The organism is Cognatazoarcus halotolerans (assembly GCF_009800965.1).
Taxonomy (GTDB): Bacteria; Pseudomonadota; Gammaproteobacteria; order Burkholderiales; family Rhodocyclaceae; genus Cognatazoarcus; species Cognatazoarcus halotolerans.
In genome coordinates, this window is record NZ_WUAF01000015.1 from 43,920 (window position 1) to 57,684 (window position 13,765).

Annotated in this window: 11 protein-coding genes and 1 pseudogene; 1 reads left to right on the top strand and 11 read right to left on the bottom strand. The window is 63.4% G+C overall.

From position 1 onward, the window contains the following. Positions 1 to 58: 58 nt before the first annotated feature. From GQB03_RS17350 to GQB03_RS17375, 6 genes and pseudogenes are all read right to left on the bottom strand, one after another. On the bottom strand, positions 59 to 745 hold the full coding sequence (locus GQB03_RS17350) for a spondin domain-containing protein (protein WP_159692078.1): 687 nt from the start codon (positions 743 to 745) through the stop codon (positions 59 to 61). Between the two features lie 8 nt (positions 746 to 753). Beyond that, a complete protein-coding gene (locus GQB03_RS17355; RefSeq protein WP_159692080.1) occupies positions 754 to 1,467 on the bottom strand; it encodes a spondin domain-containing protein in 714 nt (237 codons plus the stop codon). A gap of 175 nt (positions 1,468 to 1,642) precedes the next feature. Then, the gene (locus GQB03_RS17360) at positions 1,643 to 2,932 is read right to left on the bottom strand and encodes a putative bifunctional diguanylate cyclase/phosphodiesterase (protein WP_159692082.1); all 1,290 of its coding nucleotides are present in this window, start codon (positions 2,930 to 2,932) and stop codon (positions 1,643 to 1,645) included. 118 nt (positions 2,933 to 3,050) lie between these two features. Beyond that, a pseudogene (locus GQB03_RS23565) lies at positions 3,051 to 3,650 on the bottom strand (GAF domain-containing protein); the annotation flags it as partial. A 368-nt stretch (positions 3,651 to 4,018) separates the two neighbouring features. Next, the gene (locus tag GQB03_RS17370; protein WP_200832273.1) at positions 4,019 to 4,717 is read right to left on the bottom strand and encodes a LytR/AlgR family response regulator transcription factor; all 699 of its coding nucleotides are present in this window, start codon (positions 4,715 to 4,717) and stop codon (positions 4,019 to 4,021) included. 80 nt (positions 4,718 to 4,797) lie between these two features. Continuing rightward, the gene (locus GQB03_RS17375) at positions 4,798 to 5,895 is read right to left on the bottom strand and encodes a sensor histidine kinase (protein ID WP_200832274.1); all 1,098 of its coding nucleotides are present in this window, start codon (positions 5,893 to 5,895) and stop codon (positions 4,798 to 4,800) included. 241 nt (positions 5,896 to 6,136) lie between these two features. Here GQB03_RS17375 and GQB03_RS23015 point away from each other — a divergent pair, with 241 nt between their 5' ends. Beyond that, positions 6,137 to 6,895 (top strand): PEPxxWA-CTERM sorting domain-containing protein, encoded by a 759-nt coding sequence (locus GQB03_RS23015; protein WP_200832275.1) that lies wholly within the window; start codon positions 6,137 to 6,139, stop codon positions 6,893 to 6,895. 211 nt (positions 6,896 to 7,106) lie between these two features. Here the strand turns inward: GQB03_RS23015 and GQB03_RS17385 are convergent, their stop codons facing one another. The 5 genes from GQB03_RS17385 to GQB03_RS17405 all read right to left on the bottom strand — a co-directional run bounded on the left by GQB03_RS17385 (position 7,107) and on the right by GQB03_RS17405 (position 13,740). Continuing rightward, positions 7,107 to 7,949, bottom strand: a complete 843-nt coding sequence (locus GQB03_RS17385; protein WP_159692086.1) for a pPIWI-associating nuclease domain-containing protein — start codon at positions 7,947 to 7,949, stop codon at positions 7,107 to 7,109. A 365-nt stretch (positions 7,950 to 8,314) separates the two neighbouring features. After that, positions 8,315 to 9,328 (bottom strand): glycine betaine/L-proline ABC transporter substrate-binding protein ProX, encoded by a 1,014-nt coding sequence (gene proX, locus GQB03_RS17390; RefSeq protein WP_159692088.1) that lies wholly within the window; start codon positions 9,326 to 9,328, stop codon positions 8,315 to 8,317. Between the two features lie 40 nt (positions 9,329 to 9,368). After that, entirely contained in the window at positions 9,369 to 10,556 is a 1,188-nt protein-coding gene (proW, locus tag GQB03_RS17395) for a glycine betaine/L-proline ABC transporter permease ProW (protein WP_159692090.1), read from the bottom strand. Further along, entirely contained in the window at positions 10,553 to 11,767 is a 1,215-nt protein-coding gene (proV, locus tag GQB03_RS17400; protein WP_159692092.1) for a glycine betaine/L-proline ABC transporter ATP-binding protein ProV, read from the bottom strand. Before proV ends, proW begins: the two co-directional genes overlap by 4 nt. A gap of 353 nt (positions 11,768 to 12,120) precedes the next feature. Then, a complete protein-coding gene (locus GQB03_RS17405; protein WP_159692094.1) occupies positions 12,121 to 13,740 on the bottom strand; it encodes an ABC-F family ATPase in 1,620 nt (539 codons plus the stop codon). Between the last annotated feature and the right edge of the window lie 25 nt (positions 13,741 to 13,765).

The window sequence follows — 13,765 nt, forward strand, 5'->3', positions numbered from 1 at the left end:
TGGTGCCGCGGATACGGCCGCGAGGCCAGATCCGCGGCCCGCTCCCGCATGCCCATGCTTAGCGCAGCCGCTCCACCACCAGCCGCATCACCGGATTGTCGAAGCGCTGCTGCACGCCGAGCACCGAGCTCGCCAGGCCATCGTCGTGACTCACCACGCCGGCGTGGATGCGTACCGCGTCCGGCGCGTCGCTGCGCGCCGCGTTGAAACCCTCGCCGCCATCCGCCGGCCCCGGAATGGTACCGGCCGCTTCGCTGTTGGCCTCGGTGCCGGCATCCCAGGCCACCACCGCACGGCTCATCGATTCGCCCACCGCGAGATCGCTGATCGGCAGCGCGGTGATACCGGCAAAGCCATCGTTGGTATTCACCAGCATGCTCGCCACGGTGAGCGTCACACCGCGCGCGCGCCGGAAGCTGAAGGTATGGGTTTCCGAAGCACCGGGGCCGATCGGCGCGGCACCCGCGGCGCCACCCACCCCGCCGTTGGCGGCAATCTCCCTGGCGAGATCGCTCATGTCACCGCCCTCCGCGAGCTTCTCGAGCGCCACCGAGGCAGGCTGGCCCTCCTGCCACACCGCGCCGCCAGTGGTCGCCGCCACCAGCAGCGGACTCATCGGCTGGCCGGCGGTGAGGTTGGTGACGGTCACCCGGTATTCAAGTTGCGACTTGCCGCCGCCACCGCAGCCGGCCAGCGTGGCCGCGGCAAGCAGGGCGAGGGCGCCATTGCGTGTCCTGGTTTTCATGGCGGACCTCACTTGACCGTGACCACGAGCTTGGCCACCGGGTTGAGCCAGCGGTGGCGGGTGCTGTCGAGATCGCTCGCGCCGCCGGCCGGATTGGTGTCACCCAGTATTCCGGGGTGGATGTGCACCACGTTGGGCTCATGATCATTGGGCGAAGCCGGCACCACGCCACTGCCGCCGGTGCCAGCCTTGCCGCCCGGGTCGGCCGGAATCCCGGCAACGCCAGGCGTGCCGCCGGCACCCGGATTCATGAGCTCGGTGTTGGCCTCGGTGCCCGCATCGTAGGCATTCAGGTAAACCGTATAAGTGCCGGGCGTCGTCGGAATCGTCCATGAATCCAGCCCCACGAAACCGTCATTGGTCGGCAGCAGCATCGCCGCCAGCGACAGCCGCGTATTGCCCGCGGTCGTGCTCAGCGGCACCACCGCAAAGCTGCCCGCCGGCGCCAGCAAGCCCCCCGCGGGATTCGACAGCGCCTGACCGCCCGCGCCGGCCACCACGCCCTCGAGGCCGGAGATGTCACCGCCCTCGGCCATCGCCTGCACCGCCGTCCCGGCCGCGACGCCGGGCTGGAAGAGATGACTGCCGGCCGGATGGGCGGCGATGATCAGCGGTGTGAAGTAGGTATTCCCGGTGAGGTTGGTCACCGAGATCTCGAGGTCGGCGGCCTGAGCCGCACCAACCGCCAGCAGCACTGCTGCGGCCATGAACTTGCGTGCCATGGAATGTCCCCCTTGTCGTGTGGCAGAGATGCCACGTTACGACCGGCGGGGCAGGCCAATCCTCCAGCCCTTCTCAAGAAATGATCACGAAAGTGTCACGGTGCCGGGCGTGCCCGGCTTCAACCGCGTCCAGCGAGAGACGATGTCGAAGCCGGCATGGTCCGGTTTCATGCGTTCATGGAGGCATGCGCAAACCCGGGGAGAGCGCGGGAATACGCTCGGCCGGCATCGGTTTCCCGAACAGATAGCCCTGCGCAAAATCGCAGCCGAACTCGGTCAGGAGCGCCAGTTGCTCCTTCGTTTCGACGCCTTCGGCGATAACCTTGTGGCCGAGCCCGTGGGCCATCAGGATGATCGACTTGACCAGATGCCGGTTACACGAATCCACCTCGATGTTGCGGATGAATTCCTGATCGATCTTGATGACGTTGAAGGGATAGTGGCTCAGGTAGCTCAGCGATGAATACCCGGTTCCGAAGTCATCCATCGCGATGGTCACACCGAGTTCCCGCAGCGCGCTCATTTTCTCGAATACATGGGATTTCGTGCTCAGCAACAGGCCCTCGGTGATTTCGACTTCGAGGCTTTCGCTGGGCAGGCCATGTCGCTCCAGCGAAGCGCGGATCGTCGTCAGCAGCGACTCGTCGCAAAACTGGCGAGGAGAGACGTTTACCGCCATCTTCAGGTGCTGCCCGTGATTCCGCCGCCATGCCGACAACTGCGCAAGCGCCCGATCGAGCACGAATCCGCCGATCGTGACGATCAGATGGGACCGCTCGGCAATCGGAATGAAATCGCTCGGACTGACCTCGCCGAGTTCCCCGTTCCGCCAGCGAAGCAGGGCTTCGTAACCGATCGTTCTTCCCGATCTGATCTCCACCTGAGCCTGATACGCCACCTCGAACTCGTCGCATTCCATCGCCTGATGGAGCTGCTCCTCCACACGCAACCTGCGCTCGGACACCGCGTTCAGCATCGGCGTGTAGAAGGTTGCGCTGCCGCGACCGACCGCCTTCGATTGATACATCGCCAGATCGGAATTACGAAAGAGCAGTGAAGCGCTGTCGCCGTCTTCCGGAAAGACCGCGATCCCGATGCTGGCCGACACCGACACGCTCCGGTTCTTGACCTTGCAACGGACCGAGAGCACCGAACGGATATCCTGCACGAGGCGTTCGACCGGTTCGGCGTCTTCGATATCGCCCATGAGGACGACGAACTCGTCGCCTCCGAAGCGCCCCAACGTGTCGCTGGAACGGATGATCTCCTTGAGCCTCCCTGCCACGTCGACGATCAGCTCGTCGCCACTCTCGTGCCCCATGGTGTCGTTGATCATCTTGAAATCGTCGAGATCGATGAACAGCACCGCGACCTTGTTTGCCTTTCGCTGGGCGACCTTTATCAGGTTGTTCAGCCGATCGATCACCAGCGCGCGATTCGGCAGCCCGGTCGTGGGATCGAACATCGCAAGCTGACGCAGCTTGGCCTCGCGGCCCCGGGCCTCGGTGACGTCTTCCCGAATGATCAGGTAGTTGGCGACGCAGCCCGCGGAATCTGCCGGCCATCGATTCGTAGCGCGGGTTCGCGTGCACCACTCTCAGCCGCTCGTCGGCAATCGCGAGCCCTACCGGACATTGCTGCAAGGCCTTGAGCAGGACCCCGAATCTTTCATTCGCCTCCTGCGCCTTGATCATGTGGTAGTTCGCCTGATAGACGCTTTCCAGGCCGTAGAGGACGCTCTGCTGGAAACGCTTCAGGATTCCGTGCAGGCGAGCGGAATAACTGATCTCCTTGTTGTCGAGGACGCAGATCGTGCCGAACTGCTCGCCGAAGGGCCAGGTGAGCGGCAGACCGAGGTAGGAGATCATGCCGAGCCCGATATCCGGATTGCCACGCCACGCCGGGTCCGCCATCGCATCGGGGACCACCAGTTCGCGCTTGGTGTCCATCACGTGCTCACAATAGAGGCCGGTATCGAGCGGGTGGGTCGCACCCGGGCGGTAGACGTTGCCCTCGCTTCGACTTGCGACCAGGACCTCGATCTCCTGCGCATGCACGCGCATGATCAGCGCCGCCGGCGTCGAAAAGAGCTCGGCCAGCAGATCGACGGTGTCCTGCCACGAGCTGAGCAGGGCATCGGGAATCTCCAGATCGTCGAGGATCGGATATTTGGGATTGGTCATCTACCAGGAACCATCATGCGCTCACAAACCGACAGGAACCCCGGTCCGCGGTCCGTTCCAGAACGAAACCGGATCCGGGCCGCCCACACCGCGCCATGCCGAGCGCCGACCTGCGCCCAGCCGGAGGGCCATCCCGTCCAGGTCTTGTAACGGCAGCATCACGGAAAACCGAATACCTGCAGGTCAAATATTCGCCCGACGCCTCGCACGGAGGCGCCGCAGGCATGACACATCGGGAAAGGAGGAACGCTGCCGGCTACCCGCCGGTGAGCCGTGTGGTAGCACTGGTGATCGGGCTGGCTCCGGACACTGCGACCTCGCCGAGCCCGCGCTCATTCCTGGAGCCCGCCGGTTTCCCGGACGACACCCTAGCCGGGTTTTCCCATGAACCGCCTGCGCACCGTCGCCGTGTAGGTACGCCCCACGCGCAATTCGGCGCCGTCGACGAGCACCACGACGAGGGAGGAGAAGGCGGCAGGCTTGATGCGGGTGACGGCACCGCAGCGCACGATGCTGCTGCGGTGAATGCGAAGGAAATCGTCCGGATCGAGACGTTGTTCGATGGCCGAGAGCTTGTCCTGATAGAGGTAGTCGGCACCGGGCACATGGATGCGTACGTAGTCGCGCTCGGCCTGGAAGCGGATGACATCGCCCATGGCGATGCGGATGAACTCATCCCGGCGCTTGACCCAGAAATCCTCCCTGCGCGGGGCCTGACCTGCCAGTGCGTGCCGCAGCGCCGAAACCGTTTCCTGCAGTTCGGCGATGCGCTCTGACTGCCCGCGGGCGGCCACCGCCTGGCGTGCGCGCGCCATGGCCACCGCGAAACGGCCCGGCTCGATCGGCTTGGTCAGGTAATCGATGGCACGGGCCTCGAAGGCCTGCAGCGCATGGTGGTCGAAGGCAGTCACGAACACCACCGCGGGCGGCATATGCTCGCTCAGCGCGAGCACGTCGAAGCCGCTGCCGCCAGGCATCTGAATGTCGAGCAGCAACACATCGGGGCGCAGCGTGGCAAGCTGGCGCGAGGCTTCCCGCACGTCGCCGGCTTCATCGATCCGCCCCACTCAGTCCACTTCACCCAGCATGCGGACGAGCCGGCGCCGCGCCAGCGGCTCGTCGTCCACCACCAGCACCCGCGCGTCGCTCACTGGCTCACCCAGGGCAGGTCGATCGCGGCGCGAAAGCGCCCGGGCGCCGCTTCGCCGCAGACCAGCGCCCCACGGCCGCCAAAGCGTGCGCGCAGCCGCTCGGCAACGTTGCGCAGACCGACGCCCATGCCGGGCATGCCGGCGGCCTGAGCCGTGGGCATGTCGTTCTCCACCACGATGTGCAGACGGTCGGCCTCGCGCCGCGCGGCCAGCAGGATCTCGACCGGCCCGGTGGCGGAGCCGACGCCGTGCTTGATCGCGTTTTCGATGAGCGGCTGCAGGATCAGGCTCGGCACCCGCGCGCCGAGGACGTTGTCCGGCGTGTCGATCCGCAGATGCATGCGGTCGGAGAAACGCTCGCGTTCGATCTCGAGATAGTCGTGCTGCAGGGCGAGTTCGTCAGCCAGGCTGACGTCGTGCATCGGGTCGAGCGACAGGGTCGTGCGCAGAAAGGTGGACAGCGACAGCACCATGCGCCCGGCGCGGCGGGTCGAGTCCTCCTCGATGAGGCCAGCGATGGCGTTGAGCGTGTTGAACAGGAAGTGCGGATTGACCTGGTAGCGCAGGGCGCGCATCTGCGCCGCCAGCGCCTCTTCGCGGGCGGCAGCGAGGCGCTGCTCGCGGTCCCGCACCTCGAAGCTGTACAGCAGGCTGATGAACAGGCAGTTCCAGCCGAACAGCATGGACGCACCCTCGATCAGCGTATAGCCGGAATACATCGGGTCGAAGCTGACCGGCGTGGGGTACTGGCAGATCGTGTAGTTGATGAAATCGATGGCGGTGAACAGCGGCGCCGCCACCGCGGTGAGCGCGAAGCTGAGCAGCGCCTTGCGGATGAACGTGACGTCGCGCTGGCGCAGCAGGGCCCGCGACATCACGTAGGTCATGAGCGCGCAGGCGCCGAACATCACCAGCTTGAGCGGGGCCGATTCCAGTGGGTCGATGCCGATGAAGATGCCCAGCACGGTGTCGGCGACGAACATGCAAAGCCAGTAGATCACGCCCAGCCGCAGGGCCGAGCGGCGCAATGCGGAGCGGAAGTCACTCACGGTGTCGTGCCCGGGCTGTTGGGTCTGGAATGTCATGGTCTTCATGGTCGCTCCACCGGGTCATCGTGGCGTGCAGTTCGTCGACGGAAACAAGCCATTGGTCGAAATTCGCGCGATCCATCCGCATCGCCGATGCGGTTCGTCTGGTGTCGCGAGAACAGCCGCCATCGGCTCAATAGAATCCGATTGACATCGGTCACGGTCAAGCACAACGTCATCGCGCTGGCCGTGCCATAGCAAATCGCGTGGCGCCGGCATGCGCCACCATCAGGCCCAAGGAGCACCCATGAAGATACGCATCGAATTAATCGTTTCCCTGCTGGCGGCCGGGATGACCGCAGGCACCGCAAACGCCGCCCTGCAAGGGCGCGACCTGGACGGCAACCTGGCCACCTACGAGGCCTACTACGATACCGAGCTGGACGTCACCTGGCTGGCCGACGCCAACTTCGCCAGGACCTCCGGCTTCCACCAAACCGGCGCGCTGACCTGGTATGAGGCCAACGACTGGGCCGCCGCCCTGAGCTTCACCGATGGCGTGCATGTCTACGACAACTGGCGCCTGCCCGACGTCAATCCCCTGAACGGCACCGCCTTCGACTACACCCCCAGCCTCAACGGCAGCACCGACCGGGGCTACAACGTGAGCGCCCCGGGTTCGGCCTCCGCTGGCAGCAAGCAGAGCGAGATTGCCTACCTGTTCTACAACACCCTCGGCAACAAATCGATCTGCAAGCCCGAGACCTCCACCTTCGGCTGCGACGGCCCCCAACCGGGCTGGGGCGACTTTAACTCCGGGCCGTTCTCCAGCGTCAACATCAGTTCGTTCTGGACTGCCACGTCCTACGATGCCGCCGCGGGCGAAGCCTGGGACTTCGATTTCTACGGCGGCGCCCAGGGAAGCAACCTCAGGGGCGCCCGCTTCTACGCCTGGGCCCTCACCGACGGTGACGTCGCAGCCGTGCCCGAGGGAGACACCTGGGCGATGATGCTGGCCGGTCTCGGCCTGATCGGCGTACTCGCCCGGCGCCGCTGTCAGGATTGAAGACCGGCCGGTTGGTAGGCTGGGGTCAGGTAGAGCACGTTCCCACAGGTTCCGTGGGCCGTGGAATGGTTGCAATAGGGTGAATCGCAACGAGGTTTGGTGGAATTATGCTAGACCTGACCCCTATTTTACGCATGTTGGCTGCCACCTCTGATCAGTTTCGCTCTGAGCTGCTCGGGGCTATGACATGAAGGTGCGATAGCCCTGAAGGTTAGGCCTCATCTTCACCGTACCTCCCGTACCAACTGCTAGTATCAACCTGCAGACCATCATCCTCGACTTCGAGCTCGTCCGGTTCTGTAACCCAGCTATAAAGGTGGCACTCGAATGGGAATGACTCTGACATGACGGCTCCCATGTCATTCTTTATGTCTGAGTTCGATCCCCACTGGAGTTCGGCACCTATCATGCCCGTGGCGCGAAACATGACTCTATCGTGCGTGATGCTGGTGACGGTTACTTTGTCGACGTAGACCTCATCAACGCAGTGATGGGTGGCAATTTCGTCAATCGCACCGATAGTTTCGCGAATAGTCTCAAACACAACAGCATCATCCACTTGATCCCATAGGGCTGACGTGATCTGGTGACGACACTTTGAAATAGTGGCCAGCAGATCCGCAACAGCTTGCTCAGTTTGTGTGGCTAGCTTATCTATCTCGCCTTGATCGATACCAAACACCTCCGGCTCTATGTGCGTGAACTTGCTCAGTCGATCAATTGCCCTAACAAGTGCTGAGTGAATGTCCGCCGTCTCTAGCGACAGAATATCGCGCACATACTCGTCGGATAGCCCTCCTTGGACCGCAAAGTAAGCCCTCTGCCGCCGCGTCACGCCGTTTGGCTTGGACGTTTGGTTCTGATACCACTCGCATGCGATGACGGAATCCAAAGGAGCGAGCCGCTCTAGCAGATGGCGAACGAGTTCACGCATCGCGTATGCGAAGTTGCTGAACCGAAGTGGATTGTTCTGGTCAGCCAAGTTTCGATGCGCAGCCTGATAAAGCTGTAGCTCGAAACCGGGTAGAAGCGATGCAGCAATGGTAGCGTCCATGCCGAGGATGAGGCCAACTTTTGTTTTCGGGCGACAGTATTCCCGCATGCCATCGGAACCCCAGATAACATGTACAGCAAGTCGCTGTTTAAATTAGGAAACCAGGAACAACGGAAAATAAAAGGGCAGGGAAAGGAGCAATCGACAGAATGGTGTGCCGATCCGATCCATGTGGTGTTCAGGCGGAAAGCATATCGAATCAGTTGAGCAACGGCTATCCCGAGTGGGTATCAACCAGTTACTCCTGCACAGAGCCGAACAAACAGAACACTGCCTTAGACCAGGCGCTCAAACCTCCCTTCGCCTGAAGCAAAAAACGGCGACCACCCGGCCGCCGTTTCTGAGTGAAAACCCCCTGCGAGTGCTTACTTCGCCGCTTCGCGTGCTGCCTTCAGCCAGCCGTCGTAGGTGGCACGGTGGGCCTTGATCCAGCCGGTGACATGGCGCTGGATGTCAGCCGGCTTCGTTTCGCCGTCGCGCATGCGCTTGTTCTGCGCGCTGATGTCGTTGTTGGAGAGCTTCATGATCGCGAACAGCTTGCCTGCGGCGGGGTTCTTTTCGACCCACGCGCGGTTGGCGACGATCTGCTGGTTATTGGCCTGGAAGCCGTAGTTTGAACCGTCCGGCAGGGCGGTATCGATGTCCTTGCGCTCACCGGGCAGACTCGAGAAGGGCACCTGCAGCCACACCACGTCCTTGTTCGGAACCAGCACGCCGCTCACCCAGTAGGGCGTCCACGTGTAATAGAGGATGGGCTGGCCCTGCTTGTAACGGGCAATGGTGTCGGCGATGATCGCCGCGTAGGAACCCTGGCGGTGGGTCACGGTGTCACGCAGGCCGTAGGCATCGAGGTGGTGTTCGATGACCTTCTCGCAGCCCCAGCCCGGGTTGCAGCCGGCGAGGTCGGCCTTGCCGTCACCGTCGGAATCGAAGAGCTTGGCGAGCTTGGGGTCCTTGAGCTGATCGATGCGCTTGATGCCGTACTTGTCGGCGGTCTTCTTGTCGATCAGGTAGCCCTGCAGCGCGCCTTCGGAATACACCCCCTCGCGATACAGCTTGGCATCACCGCCGGCCTTCTCGTAGAAATCGACATGCAGCGGATTCCAGTGGTCCGCCATGAAGGTGGCATCGCCGTTGGCGAGCGCGATGTGGCCTGCGGCGTATTCGATTTCCTTGATCGGCTGCACCGTGTAGCCGAGGTCCTTGAGTGCCTGCATGACCAGCTCGGTCTGGAAGGTTTCCTCGGCGATCGAACTCTTGATCGGCTGCACCGTGACGCCTTTGCCGGGCATGTCTTCCGCCGCGGCCGACAGCGGCAATGCGGCACTCAGGGCGAGTGCCATGCCGCCCAGCAGGTTCTTCAGGAAGGTCCTTTTCATCAATTCGTACTCCTTCTGGTGATTCGTTCCGTCTTCACGCTCACGCGTGACGATGTCCGGTGTTGCCCGCGCCATTGGCGGTGCGACGTTTGAGGGCGAGCAGCGCGCCCAGCGGCCCGCTCTCGTACCAGCGACCGCGCTTGCGCTCGCGGCTGGCCATGGCCTGGGTGATGCGGTCCAGCACGATGGCGAGGATGACGATGCCGAGGCCGCCGATGGTGGCAAGACCCATGTCGAGCCGGCCGATGCCGCGCAGCACCATCTGGCCAAGGCCGCCAACCGCGATCATCGAGGCGATCACCACCATCGACAGCGCCAGCATCAGAGTCTGGTTGATGCCGGCCATGATGGTCGGCATGGCGAGCGGCAGCTGCACCTTGGTGAGCAACTGCCAGGGTGATGCGCCGAAGGCGCGCGATGCCTCGATGAGATCCGGCCGCACCTGGCGGATACCGAGATTGGTAAGCCGGATGAAGGGCGGAAGGGCAAAGACGATGGTCACCATCACCCCCGGCACGTTGCCGATGCCGAAAAGCATCACCACCGGCACCAGGTACACAAAGGCCGGCGTGGTCTGCATCGCGTCGAGCAGCGGCCGGACGAGGGCTTCGATGCGGTCGTTGCGCGCCATCAGAATGCCCAGCGGCAAGCCCAGCACCATGCAGAAGAACACCGAGGTGATGACCAACGCGAGGGTCACCATCGCCTGGTCCCAGGCACCGATGAGCCCGATCACGAGCAGCGAGATCACCGTGCCGATGGCCAGCCGGCGGCCGCTTGCCTGCCACGCGACGAGCGCGATCAGGGCAATCATGAGCAAAGGCGGAACCGCCTGCAGGCCGTGCTCGATGCCGGTGAGACTCGCATCGATCGGCACCCGCACTGCCTGGAAAGCCGGGCGGAAGTGGTCGACCACCCAGTTGAGCCCGTGATCGACCCAGTCGTCGAGCGGGACCACAGCATCGTTGAAGGGATGGACGATGTCGAAGCCGCCACCGTTCCCCACGTCCGGCGCGGGTGGCTGGCCGAGCCAATCGCTGCTGGCATCGGGCACTGCAGCAGGTACCTGGGCGGCAGCCCCGTCGCCGCCGGCAGGTGCGGACCACGGGTTTGGCGCAGCGGCCTCGGGTGCCGGCGCGGAGCCGGCCGACCAGGGGTTGCTGCCGGCCGCGGCGGGTGCTTCTTCGGCGGGCGCGGCGGCCCAGGGATTTCCGGCTTGCTCGCTCATTGGCTGGCCTCCGCGGTTGATGTCTGCTGGTGCAGGAATTCGAGCATGGTGTTGCGGGTGATCGCGCCGCGGTAGCGACCCTTTGCATCGACCACCGGCAGGCCGTAGGGATGAAGGGTGAGCGGCTCGTAGAGATCGACGATCGACTGGTCTTCAGTGACCACGTGCACCTCCGGCAGGAAGGCCTGGCGCAGCTTGGGATCGTCACTCTCGCGGGCCACCCGCTTGAGCGACTCGACCGATACCACGCCCATTAGGCGCTGGTCGGGGCTGACCACGTAGCCGAATTCGCGGTCGTGGGTACGTAAGCGTTCGAGCGCGCTGCGCACCCCCATGCCGGCATGGTCGATGATGTTCACCTGGGTCTTGCGGGCGATGTCGGCGGCGGACAGGATCGAGGTCGCATCGACGCCGCGGAAGAAGGAGCGCACGTAATCGTTGGCCGGGTTGCGCAGGATCTCCTCGGCGGTGCCGACCTGCACCACGTTGCCGCCTTCCATGATGGCGATACGGTCGCCGATGCGGATCGCCTCGTCGAGGTCGTGCGAAATGAAGATGATGGTGCGCTTCTGGCCGGCCTGCAGCTTGACCAGCTCGTCCTGCATCTCGGTGCGGATCAGCGGATCGAGCGCCGAGAAGGCCTCGTCCATGAGCAGCACCTCGGGGTCGTTGGCAAGCGCACGGGCGAGGCCCACGCGCTGCTGCATGCCGCCCGACAGTTCGTCCGGAAAGCTTGCCGCCCATTCGGCGAGACCCACCTGGCCGAGCGCCGCCAGGGCACGCTCGTTGCGGCTGGCCTCGGGCTCGCCGGCTAGCATCAGCCCGAAGGCGGTGTTTTCCAGCACCGTGAGATGAGGCATCAGCGCGAAGGACTGGAACACCATGCTGATGCTGCGACGCCGGAACGCCCGCAGCTCCTCTTCCGACATTTTCGCGATGTCGCGGTCATCGACCAGAACCTGGCCCGCGGTCGGCTCGATGAGCCTGTTGAGCAGCCGCACGAGGGTGGACTTTCCCGATCCCGAGAGGCCCATGACGACGAAGATCTCGCCCTCATAAACCTCGAAGGAGGCGTCATTGACGCCCAGGGTATGGCCGGTGCGGGAAAAGATCTCGGCCTTGTCGAGCCCTTTTTCGACCAGTTTCATCGCGCCCTGGGGATCGTCCCCGAAGACCTTGTACAGATTCTTGATGACCAGCTTCGGCTTCATTGACTGAAGGCCGGCGCGCGGAACTGAATCACTTCACGGAGAAGAAACCTGATCGATCCACAAGCATCCGGAGCAAGGCCGGAGACGACTGCCGGGGAGGCAGTCCGGGCGTGAATCGATGCGCCAGATCGCGGCAGGAGACACCTCGTCGGTGCGTCCTGAAACGCCAGCTCTATGTAATTGGTAAGGCGCGACTATAGCAGATGTATTTGCATAAATATAGTTCAACGCCTCGCACGATAGATCCAGACTATTCACACGACATCGTCCGCCGGGTTTCCCTGGATCCATGGGCGAAAAAAATCCCGTGACCCATCAGGGACACGGGACTGTATCGGCGGGCGCTGTGCGGCTTACTCGATACCCTGGCTCGCCAGATATTCCTCGTAGGTACCGCGGTAGTCGATGATGCGATGATCCTGCTTGATCTCCAGCACCCGCGTCGCCACCGACGAGACGAACTCGCGGTCGTGCGAGACGAAGAACAGGGTGCCATTGAAATCGGCAATGCCGAGGTTGAGCGCCTCGATCGATTCCATGTCCAGGTGGTTGGTCGGCTCGTCGAGCAACAGCACGTTCTTGCGCTGAAGCATCAGCTTGCCGAAACTCATGCGACCCTGCTCGCCACCCGAGATCACCCGCACCGGCTTGCGCACTTCATCGCCCTTGAAGAGCAGGCGGCCCAGGGTGCCGCGGATGAGGGTCTCGGCGTCGTCACCCTCGTAGCCGCCTTCGCGCACGTAGCCACTGATCCAGTCGGTAAGGCTCTCGTCGCTGTCGAAGTCGGCCGAATGGTCCTGCGCGTAGTAGCCCAGGCGTGCCTTCTCAGCCCACTTGATGGTGCCCTTCTGCGGCTTGAGTTCGCCCATCAGGAGCTTCATCAGCGTGGTCTTGCCAACGCCGTTCTCGCCGATCACCGCGATCTTGTCGCCCGCATCGGCGGTGAAGCTGAAGTTCTTGATGATGGTCTCGCCGTCATCGTAAGCAAAGGTGAGGTTCTCGATCTCGACGGCCTGACGGTGCAGCTTTTCCTTCTCGTCGTACTCGAAGCGGATCCACGGATACTGGCGGCTCGACGGCTTGAATTCCTCGATCTTGATCTTCTCGATCTGCTTCGCCCGGCTGGTGGCCTGACGCGCCTTCGATTTGTTGGCCGAGAAACGGCGCACGAACTCCTGCAGCTCGGCGACCTTCTCCTTGGCCTTCTGGTTGGCCGCCGACTGGCGCTCGCGGGCCTGCGTGGAGGCCTCGATGTAGTCGTCCCAGGTACCCGGCCACACCTGGATGCGGCCGTAGTCGAGGTCGGCCATGTGGGTGCATACCTGGTTCAGGAAGTGACGGTCGTGGGAGATGATGATCATCGTGCTTTCGCGCTGGTTGAGCACATGCTCGAGCCAGCGGATGGTGTCGATGTCGAGGTTGTTGGTCGGTTCGTCGAGCAGCAGGATGTCCGGGTTCGCGAACAGTGCCTGGCACAGCAGCACCCGCAGCTTCCAGCCCGGCGCCACGTGGCTCATCGCGCCGCCATGCTGCTCGGTGGGGATGCCCACCCCGAGCAACAGCTCGCCCGCGCGCGCCTCGGCAGTGTAGCCGTCGTATTCGGCAAACTTGCCCTCGAGCTCGGCGGCATGCATGTAGTCGTCTTCGGTCGCCTCCGGGTTGGCGTAGATGGCGTCCTTTTCCTGCATGCACTTCCACATGTCCTCGTGGCCCATCATCACCACGTCGAGCACCCGGAAGTCTTCGTAGGCGAACTGGTCCTGCCTGAGGAAGGCCATGCGCTCACCGGTGTCGAGCGACACATTGCCGGCGCTCGGTTCGAGCACCCCGGCGAGGATCTTCATGAAGGTGGACTTGCCGGCACCGTTGGCGCCGATCAGGCCGTAGCGGTTACCGTCGCCGAACTTGACGGAAACGTTCTCGAAGAGGGGCTTGGCCCCGAACTGCATGGTGATGTTGTTGGCGATGAGCACGTGCGGACTTCCTGCAAAAAACAAA

Excerpts from the sequence above, each read along its gene's own strand:
- GQB03_RS17355 (WP_159692080.1), bottom strand. The coding sequence starts at position 1,467 with ATGGCACGCAAGTTCATGGCCGCAGCAGTGCTGCTGGCGGTTGGTGCG.
- GQB03_RS17375 (WP_200832274.1), bottom strand. The coding sequence starts at position 5,895 with ATGAAGACCATGACATTCCAGACCCAACAGCCCGGGCACGACACCGTG.
- proV (WP_159692092.1), bottom strand. The coding sequence starts at position 11,767 with ATGAAGCCGAAGCTGGTCATCAAGAATCTGTACAAGGTCTTCGGGGAC.
- proX (WP_159692088.1), bottom strand. The coding sequence starts at position 9,328 with ATGAAAAGGACCTTCCTGAAGAACCTGCTGGGCGGCATGGCACTCGCC.
- GQB03_RS17360 (WP_159692082.1), bottom strand. The coding sequence starts at position 2,932 with ATGTTCGATCCCACGACCGGGCTGCCGAATCGCGCGCTGGTGATCGAT.
- GQB03_RS17350 (WP_159692078.1), bottom strand. The coding sequence starts at position 745 with ATGAAAACCAGGACACGCAATGGCGCCCTCGCCCTGCTTGCCGCGGCC.
- GQB03_RS17385 (WP_159692086.1), bottom strand. The coding sequence starts at position 7,949 with ATGGACGCTACCATTGCTGCATCGCTTCTACCCGGTTTCGAGCTACAG.
- proW (WP_159692090.1), bottom strand. The coding sequence starts at position 10,556 with ATGAGCGAGCAAGCCGGAAATCCCTGGGCCGCCGCGCCCGCCGAAGAA.
- GQB03_RS23015 (WP_200832275.1), top strand. The coding sequence starts at position 6,137 with ATGAAGATACGCATCGAATTAATCGTTTCCCTGCTGGCGGCCGGGATG.